The organism is Pseudomonas sp. FSL W7-0098, from assembly GCF_005930585.1.
In the GTDB taxonomy this organism is placed as follows: domain Bacteria; phylum Pseudomonadota; class Gammaproteobacteria; order Pseudomonadales; family Pseudomonadaceae; genus Aquipseudomonas; species Aquipseudomonas bubulae.
Genome location: NZ_RXHW01000007.1, coordinates 18,095 through 36,527, shown reverse-complemented (window position 1 = coordinate 36,527; position 18,433 = coordinate 18,095). Strand labels below are relative to the sequence as shown.

Here is an 18,433-nt window from a genome sequence, read left to right as displayed (position 1 = left end):
GCTCAGTAGCTCCAGTTGCCGATGTCTGCCGCGCTCCCTTCACCGCCGGGTACGCCGTCTGAACCCAAGGAAAACAGATCGTAATCTGTCGAACGGGTACCCGGGCTGAGGTATTGATAAGGCGTGCCCCACGGATCCAGTGGCAGCCGCTTGAGGTACCCCTGCGGGTTCCAGTTTTTTACCACCGGGCTGCCGGCCGGGTGCTTGCTCAAAGCCTCAAGGCCCTGCTGGGTCGAGGGGTAGCTGAAGGTGTCGAGGCGATACATTTCAAGGGCTGTGGCAATGGCCTGAATATCAGTGCGCGCAGCGGTCACCTTGGCCTGATCCGGGCGGTTCATAAACTGAGGCACGACAATGGCACCGAGCACACCAATGATGACTACCACAACCATGATTTCAATCAGGGTGAAGCCCCGTTGCTTGGGTTTTGAAGCACTGTTCATAGGTCAATTCACCAGTTGATTGAGGCCAAGAATCGGCAAGAGAATGGCCATGACGATCAGCAGCACCACGCCACCCATCAGCACCAGCATGATCGGTTCAAACAGGCTCACTACCAGGGCGATACGGGCGGCGAGGTTTTTTTCCTGTTGCTCGGCGGCCCGCGCCAGCATGCTGTCCAGCTCGCCGGCACGTTCGCCACTGGCAATCAGATGCAGCATCATGGGCGGGATATCACCACTGCGCTCCAGCCCTCGAGCCAGAGTGCCGCCTTCGCGGACTGAGCGGGCAACGTCGAGCATGCGTTGGCGTATGGCCAGGTTACTGATGACCGTGGCCGAAATTTCCAGGGCATCCACCAGTGGTACGGCACTTTTGCCCAGTATCGCCAGGGTGCTGGCGAACCGTGCTGCTTCCATTGCCCTCAGCACCCCGCCCACCAGCACAAGGTTGAGCAACAGCACATGCCAGCGCAGCTTCAGCCGCGGCTGACGCAGTGCCCAACGGGTCGCGCCGCAGGCAACCAGCAGCACGATAAAAAGCAACGCGCCATAACTGCGCAGACCATTGCTGATGGCGATCATGGCTTGTGTCAAAACAGGTAATGGCTGGCCACTGTTGATGAAGATCTTGACCACGTCGGGTACAACGTAGCCGAGCAGGAAACCGACAATCGAGAACGAAGCAACCAGCAAGATCAGGGGATAGACCAACGCCAGCTGGATTTTCTGGCGCGAGGCCTGACGGGCTTCGGTGTAGTCGGCCAATTGCTCCAGGACGAGCCCCAGGTGCCCGCTGCGCTCGCCTGCAGCGACCGTGGCCCGGAACAGTTCGGGGAAAGCGCGGGGGAACACCGCCAACGTGGTGGCCAAGGCATGACCTTCCAGCACCCGGCTGCGCACAGCCGCCAGTAAATGGCTAACCCGACGCTTTTCACTTTGAGCCGTGACGGCGCTCAAGGCTTCTTCGAGGGGCAGGCCGGCATGGATCAGAGTGGCTAATTGACGGGTGAGCAGCGCCAGATCCGTGCCCCCCAGACGGGTGCCGGACTGCGCATGGCTGTCCTTCTGCCGATTTTTTCTGGCCTCACCCAGATGGCTCAGGCGCAGGCCCCGCTCACGTAAAAGCTGGCGAGCATGGCGGGCACTGTCAGCCTCTTGAAGCCCCCGGCAATTGCGCCCGTTGGCGTCCTGCGCGCGATACTCAAAAGCAGGCATGCTCAGTCCTCCTGAGTGACACGCAGCAGTTCGTCGAGGCTGGTCTGACCGTCAAGCACCCGCCGTTGGCCATCTTGAAACAGCCCGCAGGATAACTTTCGCGCTTCGCGGATCAGTTCCGGCTCGCTGGCGCCCTGATGAATCATCCCGGCCAGGGCCGGGGTGATACTGACCAGTTCGTAGATACCGGTGCGACCGCGATAACCTTGCCGGCAGTGTGGGCAGCCCTGAGCCCGGAACAGGGTCGGCCTGGCCTCAGGGTCAAGGCCAAGCCGTGCCCTGGCGACCGGGTCGGCGGCGTACGGGGTTTTGCAGTCCACACACAGCGTGCGCAGCAGCCGCTGGGCCAATATGCCCACCAGAGAAGACGACAACAGATAGGCATCCACCCCCATGTCTACCAACCGGGTGACGGCGCCAATGGCGCTGTTGGTGTGCAGGGTCGACAGCACCAAATGCCCGGTCAACGAAGCTTGTACGGCGATTTCGGCGGTTTCATGGTCACGGATCTCACCGACCATGACCACGTCGGGGTCCTGACGCAGAATCGCCCGCAGACCTCGGGCAAACGTCATGTCAGCCTTGGTGTTGACAGGGGTCTGGCCGATGCCGGGAAGGTGATATTCCACCGGATCTTCGACAGTCAGAATATTACGGCTCTGGTGATTCAAATGGCTAAGCGCAGCATACAGGCTAGTGGTTTTGCCCGAGCCGGTCGGGCCCGTGACCAGAAAGATCCCATGGGGGCGCGCAAGAATGTGTTGAAACCGACTCAGGGTCTCGGCGGGCATGCCCAGGCACTGGAGATCCAGGCGCCCGGCCTGTTTATCCAGCAGACGCATGACTACCCGCTCACCGTGTGCAGAAGGCAGGGTAGAAACTCGCACATCGACTTCATGCCCGGCCAGACGCAAACTGATGCGGCCATCCTGGGGCACGCGTTTCTCGGCAATATCCAGGCGCGCCATCACCTTGATCCGTGATACCAGCAGACTGGCCAGTTCGCGTTTGGGCCTGAGCACTTCACGCAGTTGGCCATCAATGCGCATGCGCACGGACAGGTAGTGCTCAAAGGTTTCGAGGTGTACGTCCGAAGCCTTCTCACGCATGGCTTCTCGCAGCAGGGCATTGATCAGGCGAATGATCGGGGCATCGCCCTCCTGCTCCAGCAGATCTGCGGTTTGCGGTACTTGCTCGGCCAGGCTCATCAGGTCGAGTTCGTCGTCCAGCCCTTGGGCTACTTGCTCGGCCGCGCTTTGGCCAGCGCTATAGGTGCTGGCCAGCCGCTCGCTGAATTGTGCATCGGTGAGTGTGCTGACCTTTAATTCAGCCGTTGCCCAGCGCTGTGCTTCGGCCAACGCGGTCAATGGTGTGTCGGCACGAAGCAACAGGGTGGCAGGCGTGGATGAGGTGTCCAGCAGCACCCCGAAACGCCGGGCAAAGCCGAAAGGCAAACGCTCACCTGGCGATGTCATGGTCGACCTGCTTCAGGTGGGCGACGGTTATCTTGCGTAGGGGTATCGAACATTTGATGTGCATTGTCGGGCAACAACCGCGAGCTTTTGCCCTTGGGACCGCTCTCATCGAGCTTGCGCAAAGCGTTGTAACGGCTTTCGCTGATTTCACGCAGATCATTCTTGCTGCGCACAATGGTCGGACGCAAAAAAACCATCAGGTTGGTTTTGGTACGGGTGTCTTTGTTCCAGCGAAACAGGGCGCCCAGGTAAGGAATGTCTTTAAGTAAAGGGACGCCACTGACCTGGGTTCGCACGCTGTCCTTGATCAGCCCGCCAATCACGATGATTTCCCCGTCTTCGGCCAGGATGGTGCTTTTCAAGGCGCGTTTATTGGTGATCAGGTCGGTTGACTCGACACCCTGCAGTGAAGGGGCTATCTCGGAGTTTTCCTGTGCAACTTCCAGACGCATCAAGCTGCCTTCATTGATATGCGGCTTGACCTTTAGGCTGATGCCGATGTCCTGACGCGTCACCGTGGTAAAGGGGTTTTTGGCGTTTTCACCAGAGCCTGTATAGGAGCCAGTTTTGAGCGGCACGTTTTGGCCCACCAGGATCTCGGCTTCCTGATTGTCCAGGGTCAGAAGGCTCGGCGTGGACAACACATTGTTGTTGGTATCGCTGGCCAACGCTGAAACCAGGACGTTGAAACGGTCGTTGCCAACCTGCAGCACGGCACCTTCTGGGAGTTTGATATTACTTTGGGACAACGCACCAATTTGAATTCCGGTGCCCGGGAAGGTAATACCGCCTCTGCCTCTGCCTGCGTTGACACCCCATTGCACGCCGAGGGTTTTCGCAATATCCCCGGAAACTTCAACAATAGCGGCATGGATCAACACTTGTGAGCGCGGCTGATCCAGTTCGCGCACGATATTTTCCAGGGTACGAACCTGCGCAGGCTCAGCCATGATCACCAGTGCGTTCTGGCTTTCATCTGCCGCTACCATCACTTCGCGGGTTGATGCTTTCTGGGTACTGCTCTCCAGGGCCATGTCCTTTTTCAAACCCGGGCTTACTGATTCCAGTACTGCGGCCAATTGCTTGGCATCGCCATAGCGAAGACGCAGCACCCGTGAGTTTTCCTGCTTGATGCTGCCCGGAGCATCGAGAGAGCGGGCCAGTGCACTCAAGCGCTTGCGCGCTGTTTCGTTGCCAATGATTACCACGCGATTGGTCGATGTGTCGGCGATCACTCGACTGTTCGAACCCGCATCCTTTTTGTCCAGCGCTTGCTCCATGATCCTGGCAATGTCGCTGGCCAGACCATGTTTGAGCACAACCACCGAATGGCCGGAACGCGCACCTGAATCCAGCTGGCGAACCATTTCGACAAGGCGCTGCGTATTGGCTGCAGTGTCGGTAATGATCAGCGCGTTGGCCGAAGCAGAAGGCCCGACGTAACCACTGCTAGACACCAGTGGTCGCAACAGGCCAGCCAGATCGGCCGCGACGCTGCCATTCAGTTCGATGACCCGTGTGACAAAGGCCTCTGCCTCAACCGCTTTCGCATCAGCGCTGCCAGCCCGTGCTTTTGCCTCGGCGGCAGGGATGATCAGTAAACGATCACCTTGGTCAATCACCGAGAAGCCGTGGGCATCGAGCACAGAGTAAAACAAGCGACGTACGCCTTCGCGGTCCAGCTCTTTTTCGGAAATAACCGTGACCCGGCCCTGAACCCTGGGATCAAGAACCACGGTGGCGCCGAGTATCGATGATATTTCCTGCACGACGTCGCGCAGTTCGGCCTCTTTCATCGCCAGTTTCCAGTACTGCTTCTGGGCCCACGCCGGAGATTGCAACAGCAACCCTGCGCACAGCACACAACAGGTAAAAAGAGGGCCGAAAACGAAGGCACCGGGCTTGGTCATGGGCATTTTCTAAAGTTTCCCGGTCGATGGCCGCAGGTAAAAAGTGGTCTCCTGCGAGGTCGTAGCTGGAGCAGTGGATAAGGGCAATACATACTGGTTTGGCGGTTTAAGGGTCAGGTACTCTTCACGCCCATTGCGCCATAGCACCACATGGTCCATCTCGATACGGCGCAGGACACTGCCACCCGGCAAAGGCTCACCTTCCGAGTAGAAACGTGCCGACTGTGCATCGGCCAACAAGGCTTGAGAGGAGCCCTGGCTCGCAACAAAGCTCGCACGCAACTGCAATGGCTCAGCACTCGGTACCCGACGGTCTTGAGTGACAAGCCCGAATAACGTGGCGATCGCTTCAGGCTTGAAAAGCCCGGGAGCCGGAGGATCTGAAACATTCAAGGGTGCGAGTTCCGATTGCATATGGATAGAGTGGCGATACCCTTGTTCTTGCCACACCAAATAACTGCCATAGACCAAGATCAATGCCAGCGACGCCCATACAGATGAAAAGCAGTGTTTGAGTACTTGAATCGAACTGTTCATGACTGTCTCATGACTGAATTGCTCTACCCTGATAAAAAACACCGCTGCGTCAGATGGCAAGTGGATAACTATCAACCTGCACACACATCAACACGCAAATCTCCCTCTAAAAAACAGGCTTAAGCTAAACAGTACCGAACAACTTCACTCCAAAACCCGGCACCCCCTTACTTAAACAGTCAGGAGCTATCATTGCGACTTGTTTCTAGACCAAGGTAACTTTCCAGCAAGAGCCACACCCGGATCACAATGAGTGGTCTACGGAGCGTATTGCAAGCAGCAGTCCGAATGTAGGGCGGTTATCACTAATACACCCTCAAACTGCGAGCGCTTGAAAGTGCAACAATCAAGAACTCCCCCTGGTACATTTATTATTAAAAAACCCAAAGACAACCTTGCCCTAAATAACAGAACGTTGTGCGCAGAATGCAAGCCCGATAACACTAAGCAGCCTTTTATAACACCAAACTTATTTATACAATGGCGAAGGCTGATTTTCACTGGCATGAACAATTATTAATGTAAGGCCAGCCCTCTTGAATCTGTAGGTTTTGTCTCTAACTCCCCTACATTTAGTGTCGGCAGTCATACTAATGACTACGCAATAAATGAAAATGCCCCGACATGTCGGGGCATTTTTTTATCTGCTGGAGCTTACTGGTGATATTGACCGGAGAACTCATGCACCGCACTGATAAACGCACCGGCGTGCTCGGGTTTTACTTCCGGGGTAATACCATGGCCCAGGTTGAACACATGGCCCGAGCCGTTGCCGTAGCTGGCCAGGATGCGCTTGACTTCGGTGCGGATGGCCTCCGGGTTGGCGTACAGCACGGTCGGGTCCATGTTGCCTTGCAGGGCAACCTTGTTGCCGACACGACGGCGGGCTTCGCCCAGGTCACAGGTCCAGTCCAGGCCCAGTGCATCGGCACCAGCATCGGCGATGCTTTCCAGCCACAGGCCACCGTTTTTGGTGAACAGAATGACCGGCACCTTGCGACCTTCGTGTTCGCGGATCAGGCCGCTGACGATTTTGCGCATATAGGCCAGGGAGAACTCCTGATAGGCCGCAGCCGACAGGTTACCGCCCCAGGTGTCGAAGATCTGCACCGCCTGCGCGCCCGCCAGGATCTGGCCGTTGAGGTAAGACGTGACCGACTGCGCCAGCTTGTCGAGCAGCAAGTGCATGGCTTGCGGGGTGTCGTAGAGCATGGCCTTGGTTTTACGGAAGTCCTTGGAGGAGCCGCCTTCAACCATATAAGTGGCCAGCGTCCACGGGCTGCCGGAGAAGCCAATCAATGGCACACGGCCATTGAGCTCTTTGCGAATGGTGCTGACGGCGTTCATCACGTAGCCGAGGTCTTTTTGCGGATCCGGGATGGGCAGCGCTTCGATGTCGGCCAGAGTGCTGACAACCTTTTTGAAGCGCGGGCCTTCACCCGTTTCAAAGTACAGGCCTTGGCCCATGGCATCGGGGATGGTCAGGATGTCAGAAAACAGGATGGCCGCATCCAGCTGCGGGAAGCGGTCCAGAGGCTGCATGGTGACTTCACAGGCGAATTCGGCGTTCTTGCACAGGCTCATGAAATCGCCGGCCTTGGCGCGGCTGGCGCGGTACTCCGGCAGGTAGCGACCGGCCTGACGCATCATCCAGACAGGCGTTACGTCTACAGGTTGCTTGAGCAAAGCGCGAAGGAAACGGTCATTCTTGAGAACAGTCATGTCAGCATCCGGAAAAAAAGTGGGGGCATTTTCTCAGAGACGGACGCAAAAGGCACGGCAAGTGCCGTGCCTTTTATCTATCGGGTCGATTTGCCGCGGTGGAACGTGCTATTTGGCAACACCGCGAAACAACTGTGGGAGCCGGCTTGCTCGCGATACAGACAACTCGATTGATCAGCAGACCGAGTTGATCCCATCGCGGGCAAGCCCGTTCCCACAGGGAATCGGGTTACACGCCCAGGTAATCCATGATCCCTTCAGCCGCAGTACGGCCTTCGAAGATCGCGGTCACTACCAGGTCGGAACCACGCACCATGTCACCACCGGCAAAAATCTTCGGATGGCTGGTCTGATGCTTGAACTGCGACTGCTCTGGCGCAATCACGCGGCCCTGGCTGTCGGTCTGGATCTCGAACTGCTCGAACCACGAGGCCGGGCTCGGACGGAAACCAAAGGCGATAATCACGGCGTCTGCCGGAATGATCTCTTCAGAACCCGGGATCGGCTCCGGGCTACGACGGCCACGGGCATCCGGCTCGCCGAGACGGGTCTCGACCACCTTCACGCCTTCCACTTTGCCTTCACCGACAATGGCGATCGGCTGACGGTTGTAGAGGAACTTAACGCCTTCTTCCTTGGCGTTCTTCACCTCTTTGCGCGAGCCCGGCATGTTGGCTTCGTCACGACGATAGGCACAGGTTACTGATTTGGCGCCCTGGCGAATCGAAGTCCGGTTGCAGTCCATGGCCGTATCGCCGCCACCGAGCACCACAATCTTTTTGCCTTTCATGTCGACGAAATCTTCCGGCGACTTTTCAAAGCCCAGGTTGCGGTTGACGTTGGCAATCAGGAAGTCCAGCGCATCGTGCACGCCCGGCAGGTCTTCACCGGCAAAACCACCTTTCATATAGGTGTAAGTGCCCATGCCCATAAACACGGCGTCGTACTCGGCCAGCAACTGCTCCATGCTGATGTCCTTGCCGATTTCGGTATTGAGGCGGAACTCGATACCCATACCGGTAAACACTTCGCGGCGATGGCTCAGTACGGTTTTTTCCAGCTTGAACTCGGGGATGCCGAAGGTCAGCAGACCACCGATTTCCGGGTTCTTGTCGAACACCACCGGGGTCACTCCGCCACGCACCAGCACGTCGGCACAGCCAAGGCCTGCAGGCCCGGCACCGATAATGGCGACACGCTTGCCGGTGGGCACGACCTTGGACATGTCCGGGCGCCAGCCCATGGCGAATGCCGTATCGGTGATGTATTTCTCCACCGAACCAATGGTCACCGCGCCAAAACCGTCGTTGAGGGTGCAGGCGCCCTCGCACAGACGGTCTTGCGGGCACACCCGCCCGCACACTTCGGGCAGGGTGTTGGTCTGGTGCGACAACTCGGCGGCGGCGAGGATATTGCCCTCGGCCACCAGCTTGAGCCAGTTGGGAATGAAGTTATGCACAGGGCATTTCCATTCACAGTACGGGTTGCCGCAGCCCAGGCAGCGGTGGGCCTGTTCGGCCGACTGCTGGGGTTTAAAAGGCTCGTAGATTTCCACGAACTCTTTCTTGCGTTGACGTAACAGTTTCTTCTTCGGATCTTTGCGCCCGACATCGATGAACTGGAAGTCGTTACTCAGACGTTCAGCCATTGTTAAAACCTCATCAAACTCTTCAGGCGCATATCACTGCGGATTGGCACGGATGCTGGAAAGCAACGACTTCAAGCTGGCAGCCTTGGGCTTGACCATCCAGAAACGACGCAGGTAATCATCGAGGTTTTCCGAGAGGTTGCGACCCCACTCGCTGTTGGTTTCCTCAACGTATTCGTCCAGCACGTGTTGCAGGTGATTACGGTAGGCCTCCATCGCTTCGCCACTGATCCGCTGGATTTCCACCAACTCGTGGTTAACCTTGTCGACGAAGGTGTTGTCCTGATCCAGCACGTAGGCGAAACCGCCGGTCATGCCCGAGCCGAAGTTGTAACCGGTTTTACCCAGCACACAGACAAAACCGCCAGTCATGTATTCGCAGCAGTGATCGCCTGTGCCTTCCACCACGGTGTGGGCACCGGAGTTGCGCACCGCGAAACGCTCGCCCGCCGTGCCCGCTGCAAACAGCTTGCCGCCGGTGGCGCCGTACAGGCAGGTATTGCCGACAATCGCGCTGTCCTGAGTTTTGTAGACGCTGCCTGCAGGCGGGACTATCACCAGCTTGCCGCCGGTCATGCCTTTACCTACGTAGTCGTTGGCATCGCCTTGCAGGTACATGTGCAAGCCACCGGCGTTCCACACACCAAAGCTCTGACCTGCAGTGCCTTTGAAGCGGAAGGTGATCGGTGCCTTGGCCATGCCCTGGTTGCCGTGAGTACGGGCGATTTCACCCGAGATACGCGCACCGATGGAGCGATCGCAGTTGCAGATGTCGAGGTCGAACTCGGCGCCGCTCATGTCGTTGATCGCCGAACGCGCCATGTCGAGCATCTGCTCGGCCAGCAGGCCCTTGTCGAACGGAGGGTTGCGGTCTACCTGGCAGAATTGCGGCTTGTCGGCCGGGATATGGTCGCTGCCCAGCAATGGCGTGAGGTCCAGGTTGTGCTGTTTGGCAGTCTCGCCCTGGAGGATTTCCAGCAGGTCGGTACGCCCGATCAACTCTTCCAGGGTGCGCACACCCAGCTTGGCCAGCCACTCGCGGGTTTCTTCGGCCACATAGGTGAAGAAGTTGACCACCATATCGACGGTGCCGATGTAATGGTTTTTACGCAGCGATTCGTTTTGCGTCGCAACGCCGGTCGCGCAGTTGTTGAGGTGGCAAATACGCAGGTATTTACAGCCCAGGGCGATCATCGGTGCGGTGCCGAAGCCGAAGCTTTCAGCGCCCAGAATTGCTGCCTTGATCACGTCGAGACCGGTTTTCAGGCCACCATCGGTTTGTACCCGCACTTTACCGCGCAGGTCATTGCCGCGCAGGGTCTGGTGGGTTTCGGCCAAACCGAGCTCCCACGGTGCGCCCGCGTACTTGATGGAGGTCAGCGGTGAAGCGCCGGTGCCGCCGTCATAACCGGAGATGGTAATCAAGTCGGCATAGGCCTTGGCCACGCCAGCGGCGATGGTACCTACGCCCGCTTCAGCTACCAGTTTCACCGACACCAGTGCTTTCGGGTTGACTTGTTTCAAGTCAAAGATCAGCTGCGACAAGTCCTCAATGGAGTAGATGTCGTGGTGCGGCGGTGGCGAAATCAGGGTCACACCCGGTACGGCGTAGCGCAGTTTGGCGATCAGGCCGTTGACCTTGCCGCCCGGCAGTTGCCCGCCCTCGCCCGGCTTGGCGCCTTGAGCAACCTTGATTTGCAGCACTTCAGCGTTGACCAGGTATTCCGGTGTCACACCGAAACGACCAGTGGCCACTTGCTTGATCTTCGAACTCTTGATGGTGCCGTAACGCGCCGGGTCTTCGCCGCCTTCACCGGAGTTGGAGCGTGCGCCCAAGCGGTTCATGGCTTCAGCCAGGGCTTCGTGAGCCTCTGGCGACAAGGCGCCCAGGGAAATACCGGCCGAGTCGAAACGCTTGAGGATCGAGTCCAGCGGTTCGATATCGTCGATCGACAGCGGGGTATCGAGGGTCTTGACCTTGAACAGATCGCGGATCATAGACACTGGACGCTGGTCGACCAGTGCGGTGTATTCCTTGAATTTGCTGTAGTCGCCCTGCTGCACGGCGGCTTGCAGGGTGGCCACCACGTCAGGGTTGTAGGCATGGTATTCACCACCATGCACGTACTTGAGCAGGCCGCCTTGCTGGATGGGCTTGCGCGCACTCCAGGCCTCGGCTGCCAGCAGCTTTTGCTCGGCTTCAAGGTCGACGAAACGTGCGCCCTTGATGCGGCTTGGCACGCCACGGAAGCTCAGTTCGCAAATTTCTTCGGACAGGCCGATGGCTTCGAACAGCTGCGCACCACGGTACGAAGCGATGGTCGATATGCCCATTTTCGAGAGGATCTTGAGCAGACCTTTGGTGATGCCTTTGCGGTAGTTCTTGAACACCTCATAGAGGTCGCCCAGTACTTCACCGGTGCGGATCAGGTCGCCCAGCACTTCGTAGGCCAGGAACGGATAGACCGCCGAGGCACCGAAGCCGATCAGCACCGCAAAGTGATGCGGGTCACGGGCAGTAGCGGTTTCAACCAGAATGTTGCTGTCGCAACGCAGGCCTTTTTCGGTCAGGCGGTGATGCACGGCGCCCACAGCCAAAGAGGCGTGAACCGGCAACTTGCCCGGCGCGATATGACGGTCGCTCAGAACGATCTGGGTGCGACCGGCGCGCGCTGCTTCTTCGGCCTGATCGGCGATATTGCGCACAGCCGCTTCAAGACCGACGCTTTCGTCGTAGTTGAGGTCAATGATCTGACGCTCAAAGCCCGGCAGGTCGAGGTTCATCAGCGAGCGCCATTTTGCAGGCGAGATCACGGGCGAACTGAGAATCACACGGGAAGCGTGCTCAGGGGATTCCTGGAAGATGTTGCGCTCGGCACCGAGGCAGATTTCCAGCGACATGACGATGGCTTCACGCAGCGGGTCGATCGGCGGGTTGGTGACCTGCGCAAACTGCTGGCGGAAGTAATCGTAAGGTGTTCGCACACGCTGGGACAGCACGGCCATTGGCGTGTCGTCCCCCATCGAACCTACCGCTTCGTAGCCTTGCTCGCCCAACGGACGCAGCACCTGGTCGCGCTCTTCGAACGTGACCTGATACATCTTCATGTATTGCTTGAGCTGATCGACGTCGTAAAACGCCGAACCGTGGTCGTTGTCTTCCATGGTCGCCTGAATGCGCAGGGCATTCTTGCGCAGCCATTGCTTGTACGGGTGGCGCGACTTGAGGCGGTTGTCGATCGAGTCAGTGTCCAGCACCTGACCGGTTTCGGTGTCCACGGCCAGGATCTGGCCAGGGCCGACACGGCCTTTGGCGATCACGTCTTCAGGCTTGTAGTCCCATACGCCGATTTCCGAGGCAATGGTGATATAGCCGTTGGTGGTGGTCACCCAGCGCGCAGGGCGCAGGCCGTTACGGTCAAGCAGGCAGACCGCGTAGCGACCGTCGGTCATTACCACGCCGGCGGGGCCGTCCCACGGCTCCATGTGCATGGAGTTGTACTCATAGAACGCCCGCAGGTCGGGGTCCATGGTTTCAACGTTCTGCCACGCCGGTGGAATCAGCATGCGTACGCCACGGAACAGGTCGATACCGCCGGTGACCATCAGCTCCAGCATATTGTCCATGCTGGAGGAGTCCGAACCCACGCGGTTGACCAGCGGGCCGAGTTCGTCGAGGTCACCGATCAGATCGTTGGCAAACTTGGTGCGACGGGCCTGGGCCCAGTTGCGGTTACCGGTGATGGTGTTGATTTCGCCGTTGTGGGCGAGAAAGCGGAATGGCTGAGCCAGCGGCCATTTCGGCAGGGTATTGGTGGAGAAGCGCTGATGGAACACGCAGATCGCGGTTTGCAGGCGCTCATCGCTCAGGTCCGGATAGAAGGCGGTGAGGTCCGCCGGCATCATCAGGCCTTTATAAATGATGGTCTTGTGGGAAAAACTGCAGATGTAGTGATCGCTGTCTGCCGCGTTGGACACCGAGGAACGGCGACGGGCACTGAACAGTTTGATGGCCATGTCCTGATCGCTCAGGCCGTCCCCACCAATAAACACTTGCTCGATCTGCGGCAGACGCTCCAGCGCCAGACGACCCAGAACGCTGGTATCGATGGGCACTTTGCGCCAGCCCACCAGCTGCAGACCAGCGGCAAGGATCTCGCGATTCATGTTGTCGCGGGCCGCCTCGGCCTTGATCGGATCCTGGTTGAAAAACACCATGCCGACCGCGTATTGCTTGGGCAAATCGGTACCGAACTGCTCCTTGGCGGTTGCACGCAGGAACAGGTCAGGCTTTTGAATCAGCAGGCCACAACCGTCACCGGTCTTGCCGTCTGCGTTGATCCCACCGCGGTGGGTCATGCAGGTCAGGGCTTCAATGGCGGTTTGCAGAAGGGTATGACTGGGTTCGCCCTGCATATGGGCAATCAGGCCGAAACCACAGTTATCCTTGAATTCATCGGGGTGGTACAGACCTGCTTTCATAGACACTTTCTCACCAGGCTGCCCTTAAAAAGGGCAAATTTCTTTTAATTCAACCACTTGCTTCCCGCGCTGAACGTACGCCAGCTTGGCAGGGGCAAAAGGGTGGTCATTCTACACACCGTCACAAAGACCCACAAATTAAGCGGCGTTATACCGTAAATTCATGTCGCATTTATGAAAGGTTTAAAGCGATTGCTCGTGCTAGTCAAAACATTTTTGATGTTGACTTCTACACGGCGCAGACACCACAAGGCACACGGCTGTTAAGGCCGCATGCACAAGCAGGAGTTTTGATGGACTAGAACGGCGACCTGGGTAAGGTCGCCGGATCATCAGCGAGCTGCAGCCAGCTCTTTTTGGACGCTGGCGACAGTGCGAGGCCAAGGTTTACCAGCCTGCGTCTTCGCTGGCAAGTTCTTGATTGCTGCAGTTGCTGCAGCATGGCTTGGGAAGTTGCCATAGGTGACGACGTACAGCGGCTTGCCATTCAAGGTTTTCTTGAAGTAACGAGCATCACCGCCCAGTTCTTTGGCGACATTTTGCGCAGACGCTTCAGAGCTGGTGCCGACGATCTGCACCACATAGTTATTGGCAGGCTGGCTGGCGTACCAGCTACCGCCTGGTGCGGCCTTGGCCAGGCTAACCGGCTTCTCGGCCGGTTTGACCACTGGTTTGGCTGCCGGGGCCGGGGCAGGCTTGGCCACTGGCGCAGGCTTGGCCGTGGCCACGGTAGGTGCCGGTGCTGGTGCCGGGCGTGGCGTGGCTACGGGCGCAGGGCCCGCTGGCACGCCAACCGGTGGCGCGGTGGTGGTGACGGTCGGTGGCGAAGCAACGCCGCCGTCGACCGCAGGCACACCGCCATCGTCGCCCTCGGAGATCCCACCGGCCGCTTCAGCCAGCGGACCACGCATCACCGGCTGAGACTGCCCCACCAACGGCAACGGCATCGGCTGCGAAGAACCGGCGAAATCCACCGACGGCTTGGCCCCGCCATTGGGTGTGGCCTGCCCCAGCTGTGTCTGTTCGGCATCCGGCGCAACAGGCGCCTTGCCACGGCCCGGAATCAAAACGGCAGCAGCGACAGCCACTACCACTACTGCACCAATGGCCAATACGTGTTTCTTCGGCATCTTGAACCCCATACTTGGACGCTTGACCGCTGAGCGGCTGGCAATCATGGCTTCGATCATTGCATCACGGGCGACCTGGTTGATAATCCCGGGCCAGCCTTCAGAGCTCTCGTGTATATCTGAGATCTGCTGAGCGCTAAAGAGTTCGATCCCGCGCCCGGCACCTTCAAGGCGCTGGGCCAGATATTCGCGGGTTTCTTCGAGGTCATAGGGCTGCAGGTCGACCACATGGAAGCGTTCTTCATCAGCGCTCAGCTCCTCAAGACCGGCAATCATCGACGGCTCACCGAACAAGAACACGTGCGGACGCCCCTCTGGCGTACCCGCAGCCAGCGCCAGCAAGGCTTGCAGCGCAGACTCATCGAGCTGTTCGGCATCATCGACCAGCAGGTAGACCTCTTGCCCCGTAAGCGCCAATTGCACCACTTGCGCCAGAATGGAGCCCACGTCAGGGCGCGCCACATTCAGGGTTTGCGCCACTTGCTGCAGGATACCGGCGGCATTGCCGGCCCCACGCGCCGAGACCACGACACTTTGCACCGACTGCTTGTTGGTACTCGCCACCAACGCCTGGCGCAGCAAGGTTTTGCCGCTGCCCTCAGGCCCGGTGACCACCAGCAGCAACTGGCTGTAGCGGGCAAGGTGATGCAACTGCCCCAGAACCGGCTTGCGCTGGGCCGGGAAAAACTTGAAGCCCGGAACCCGCGGTGCAAAGGGGTCGTGGGTGAGCTGGAAGTGACCGAGGAACGCCTCGTCGGCATGCAAACTAGTCATCGGGATCTTATTAACCTTTAAGCTGAGCCAGCGCGCGGTAATCCGCACCCAGCGTGGCTTGTAGAACCTCTTGTGGATAATCGTCAGTCACTGTGGCTTCGCCCATGCGGCGCAACAGCACCAGACGCATACGACCGTCGATCACTTTTTTATCAACTGCCATGTGTTGCATAAAGTCGGCCGGGGTCATTTCGACGGGCGGCACCACTGGCAAACCGGCACGCTGAAAGATCCGGATACCTCGATCACGCTCGGCATCGCTGATCCAGCCCAGGCGGGCAGACATTTCCAGTGCCATCACGGTGCCCGCAGCGACGGCCTCGCCATGCAGCCACACGCCGTAGCCCATATGGGTTTCGATGGCATGGCCAAAGGTATGCCCCAGGTTGAGCGTTGCACGCACACCCGCTTCGCGCTCATCGGCGCCGACCACTTCAGCCTTGGCCGCGCACGAACGCTGGATCGCGGCAGTCAGGGCCGCCTGGTCCAGGGATCGCAGCGCATCCATGTTGTCTTCAAGCCAGGTCAGGAACGGCTCATCGCATATCAGGCCATATTTGATGACTTCAGCCAGCCCTGCGGACAATTCGCGGGCAGGCAGGGTGTTGAGGGTCTGGGTGTCGATCAGCACAAGGTTGGGCTGATAGAAGGCACCGATCATGTTCTTGCCCAAAGGGTGGTTGATCCCGGTTTTGCCGCCCACGGACGAATCGACCTGGGACAACAAAGTGGTCGGCACCTGGATAAAATCGACTCCGCGCTGGTAACAAGCAGCAGCAAAACCGGCCATGTCACCGACAACACCGCCACCCAACGCTATCACCGTGGTGCGTCGATCATGACGTGCTGTGAGCAGGCCATCGAAAATCAGCTGCAGGGTTTCCCAATTCTTGAACGACTCGCCATCGGGCAGGATGATCGGCAACACCGAGAACTGCGCGAGGCTACGCGTCAAGCGCTCAAGATAGAGTGGCGCGACCGTTGTATTGGTCACAATCGCCACCTGGCGCCCGGCGATATGCGGAGCCAGCAACTGCGGCTGATCCAACAAACCTTCGCCAATATGAATCGGGTAGCTACGCTCGCCTAGATCAACCTTCACTGTCTGCATGAAACCCCGCGTTGAAGCACGGCGCCAGCGCCCTGCTTCGCAATTATCAAGTGATGGCATGCCGTAAAAAGGCATGCTCGGCGCCGAGAATAGCGCATTTCGTATCGCACTTTAATGGTCTGTGCAGCGACTACCGGGGAGGAAGCTGGGCCAGGCGCTCGAGGATATCGAGCACCACCATGCGCGGCGGCCGCTCATCGGTTTCAACCACCAGGTCAGCAATTTCACGATAAAGCGGGTCGCGTACGGCCAGCAGGTCGCGCAGGATTTTTTCCGGGTTGGCATTGCGCAGCAGTGGCCGGTTGCGATCACGGGAGGTGCGCGCCACCTGCTGCTCGATGGAGGCGTGCAAATACACCACGCGCCCACCATTGCGCAGCGCTTGCCGGTTTTCCGGGCGCATGACCGCGCCACCACCGGTGGCCAGCACAATGCCATTTTCATGGCACAGCTCGACAATCATGGCTGTTTCACGATCGCGAAAGCCCGGCTCGCCTTCTTTATCGAAGATCCACGGGATATTGGCACCCGTGCGCACTTCAATTTCCTTATCGGAATCTTTGAACGGCAGGTGCAGCTCTTTGGCCAGCAAACGTCCGATGGTGCTTTTTCCAGCCCCCATTGGCCCAACAAGAATCAAATTTCGCACAGAATCAATGACTCACAGCAATCGCCTGGTTGTTCATGATACGCGGAGTCAGGAACACCAGCAGTTCGGATTTTTTTTCCAGGACAACGTCTCTACGGAAAAGTCGGCCAACATACGGCAGATCGCCTAAAAATGGCACTTTATCTACCACTTTGCTTTGAGTTTTTGAGAACACTCCCCCAATCACGATGGTTTCACCGTCCTTGACCAGCACCTTGGCCCTGACCTCGTTCTTCTTGATGGGCGGTACATCCTGCAGCCTGCTCATGTAATCGGGCTCATCCTTGGTCACTACGACGGCCATGATGACGCTGTTGTCCGGAGTGATTTGCGGCGTCACCTCCAGTGACAATGAGGCTTCCTTGAACGAAACCGATGTAGCCCCGGTTTTGCTGGCCTGCTGGTAAGGAATTTGGGTGCCTTTAAGAATTTTGGCGGTTTCCTTATCCGCAGTAACCACTTTGGGTTGCGAGATGATTTCCCCATTACCGGTTTTTTCCATGGCCGTCAGTTCCAGGTCCAGCAACACATTGTTGGTGATGAAGGCGATGCCCAAGCCCGAGGTATTTCGCGAAACACCCAAATCAACAAAGGGCGCACTAACGTTGCCCGGGGCAGCCCCGGACGCCGCAGGCTGGGTAATACCACCGGCTTTCCAGAGGCCACCATTGTTTAGCGCTCCCCCCCAACGCACACCCAGGCTTTTTTCGAAGTCCACACCTGCCTCGACAATCCAGGCTTCGATCATCACCTGACGCACTGGCACGTCCAGTTGAGCCACGATGCGCCGCAGCTCCTCCAGCCGTTCACTCGATTCATAAGCAATGATGGTATTGGTGCGTTCATCCACCGTGATCGTGCCCTGCCCCTCGATGCCGGGCTGCCCGCCGGTCACTGACTGGAACAGCATGACGATATCTGCCGCCCTGGCGTAATTGACTTGCACCAACTCCCGACGCAAAGGCGCAGGCTCAGGGCGCTCGCGGGCTGCGATCTCTTCCAGGGGCGCGATCAACAACACATTACCTTCAAGACGCTTGCCCAACCCCTTGCTCTCAAGCACCAGCTCCAGCGCCTGATCCCAAGGCACATCCTGCAAGCTGAGGGTTACGCTGCCCTTTACGGTGTCGCTGACCATCAGGTTGAACCCGGTAAAATCCGCCAGCGATTGCAGTACCGTGCGTACATCAAGATTCTGCACGCTCAGGGACATGGGCTCGCCCACATACTGCGAGCGCTTGACGGATGATGGTGCGGCCTGCCCAGCCGCCAGCATTGACTGCGAATTCAGCGCACTCCATAGCGCCAGTACGCAGACCGGTGAAATCCTTTTCATG

At 58.3% G+C, this 18,433-nt stretch carries 12 protein-coding genes; all 12 read right to left on the bottom strand.

The genetic code is table 11. The features are described 5' to 3' along the window. Window positions 1-2: 2 nt before the first annotated feature. The 12 genes from gspG to FHL07_RS14255 all read right to left on the bottom strand — a co-directional run bounded on the left by gspG (window position 3) and on the right by FHL07_RS14255 (window position 18,432). Window positions 3-443, bottom strand: coding sequence for a type II secretion system major pseudopilin GspG (gspG, locus tag FHL07_RS14315; protein WP_095000859.1), 441 nt, complete (start codon window positions 441-443; stop codon window positions 3-5). 3 nt (window positions 444-446) lie between these two features. Continuing rightward, a complete protein-coding gene (gene gspF / locus FHL07_RS14310; RefSeq protein WP_095000858.1) occupies window positions 447-1,658 on the bottom strand; it encodes a type II secretion system inner membrane protein GspF in 1,212 nt (403 codons plus the stop codon). 2 nt (window positions 1,659-1,660) lie between these two features. Next, a complete protein-coding gene (gspE, locus tag FHL07_RS14305) occupies window positions 1,661-3,133 on the bottom strand; it encodes a type II secretion system ATPase GspE (protein WP_138738614.1) in 1,473 nt (490 codons plus the stop codon). Then, window positions 3,130-5,043 (bottom strand): type II secretion system secretin GspD, encoded by a 1,914-nt coding sequence (gene gspD / locus FHL07_RS14300; protein WP_095020163.1) that lies wholly within the window; start codon window positions 5,041-5,043, stop codon window positions 3,130-3,132. Before gspD ends, gspE begins: the two co-directional genes overlap by 4 nt. Before the next feature lie 9 nt (window positions 5,044-5,052). Then, window positions 5,053-5,580 carry a type II secretion system protein N gene (locus tag FHL07_RS14295; protein ID WP_095000855.1) on the bottom strand — a complete coding sequence of 176 codons (528 nt, stop codon included), beginning with the start codon at window positions 5,578-5,580 and terminating at the stop codon, window positions 5,053-5,055. 654 nt (window positions 5,581-6,234) lie between these two features. Then, window positions 6,235-7,302, bottom strand: coding sequence for a uroporphyrinogen decarboxylase (hemE, locus tag FHL07_RS14290; protein ID WP_095000854.1), 1,068 nt, complete (start codon window positions 7,300-7,302; stop codon window positions 6,235-6,237). Window positions 7,303-7,531: 229 nt separating this feature from the next. Further along, window positions 7,532-8,950 carry an FAD-dependent oxidoreductase gene (locus FHL07_RS14285; protein WP_095000853.1) on the bottom strand — a complete coding sequence of 473 codons (1,419 nt, stop codon included), beginning with the start codon at window positions 8,948-8,950 and terminating at the stop codon, window positions 7,532-7,534. Window positions 8,951-8,983: 33 nt separating this feature from the next. Further along, on the bottom strand, window positions 8,984-13,432 hold the full coding sequence (gene gltB, locus FHL07_RS14280) for a glutamate synthase large subunit (RefSeq protein ID WP_095001092.1): 4,449 nt from the start codon (window positions 13,430-13,432) through the stop codon (window positions 8,984-8,986). 332 nt (window positions 13,433-13,764) lie between these two features. Next, window positions 13,765-15,336: an AAA family ATPase gene (locus FHL07_RS14270; protein WP_095017725.1), complete on the bottom strand. Its 1,572-nt coding sequence runs from the start codon at window positions 15,334-15,336 to the stop codon at window positions 13,765-13,767. A gap of 10 nt (window positions 15,337-15,346) precedes the next feature. Beyond that, a complete protein-coding gene (gene aroB, locus FHL07_RS14265) occupies window positions 15,347-16,447 on the bottom strand; it encodes a 3-dehydroquinate synthase (RefSeq protein WP_138738613.1) in 1,101 nt (366 codons plus the stop codon). Window positions 16,448-16,577: 130 nt separating this feature from the next. Then, on the bottom strand, window positions 16,578-17,096 hold the full coding sequence (gene aroK / locus FHL07_RS14260) for a shikimate kinase AroK (protein ID WP_029611693.1): 519 nt from the start codon (window positions 17,094-17,096) through the stop codon (window positions 16,578-16,580). Window positions 17,097-17,100: 4 nt separating this feature from the next. After that, entirely contained in the window at window positions 17,101-18,432 is a 1,332-nt protein-coding gene (locus FHL07_RS14255; protein ID WP_138738612.1) for a type IV pilus secretin PilQ, read from the bottom strand. Window position 18,433 lies beyond the last annotated feature (1 nt).

What these genes read in the sequence shown, in the direction of transcription:
- gspF (WP_095000858.1), bottom strand. Translation starts at nt 1,658, where the DNA reads ATGCCTGCTTTTGAGTATCGCGCGCAGGACGCCAACGGGCGCAATTGC.
- FHL07_RS14255 (WP_138738612.1), bottom strand. Translation starts at nt 18,432, where the DNA reads ATGAAAAGGATTTCACCGGTCTGCGTACTGGCGCTATGGAGTGCGCTG.
- gspE (WP_138738614.1), bottom strand. Translation starts at nt 3,133, where the DNA reads ATGACATCGCCAGGTGAGCGTTTGCCTTTCGGCTTTGCCCGGCGTTTC.
- FHL07_RS14270 (WP_095017725.1), bottom strand. Translation starts at nt 15,336, where the DNA reads ATGACTAGTTTGCATGCCGACGAGGCGTTCCTCGGTCACTTCCAGCTC.
- aroB (WP_138738613.1), bottom strand. Translation starts at nt 16,447, where the DNA reads ATGCAGACAGTGAAGGTTGATCTAGGCGAGCGTAGCTACCCGATTCAT.
- gspD (WP_095020163.1), bottom strand. Translation starts at nt 5,043, where the DNA reads ATGACCAAGCCCGGTGCCTTCGTTTTCGGCCCTCTTTTTACCTGTTGT.
- FHL07_RS14295 (WP_095000855.1), bottom strand. Translation starts at nt 5,580, where the DNA reads ATGAACAGTTCGATTCAAGTACTCAAACACTGCTTTTCATCTGTATGG.
- hemE (WP_095000854.1), bottom strand. Translation starts at nt 7,302, where the DNA reads ATGACTGTTCTCAAGAATGACCGTTTCCTTCGCGCTTTGCTCAAGCAA.
- FHL07_RS14285 (WP_095000853.1), bottom strand. Translation starts at nt 8,950, where the DNA reads ATGGCTGAACGTCTGAGTAACGACTTCCAGTTCATCGATGTCGGGCGC.
- gspG (WP_095000859.1), bottom strand. Translation starts at nt 443, where the DNA reads ATGAACAGTGCTTCAAAACCCAAGCAACGGGGCTTCACCCTGATTGAA.
- gltB (WP_095001092.1), bottom strand. Translation starts at nt 13,432, where the DNA reads ATGAAAGCAGGTCTGTACCACCCCGATGAATTCAAGGATAACTGTGGT.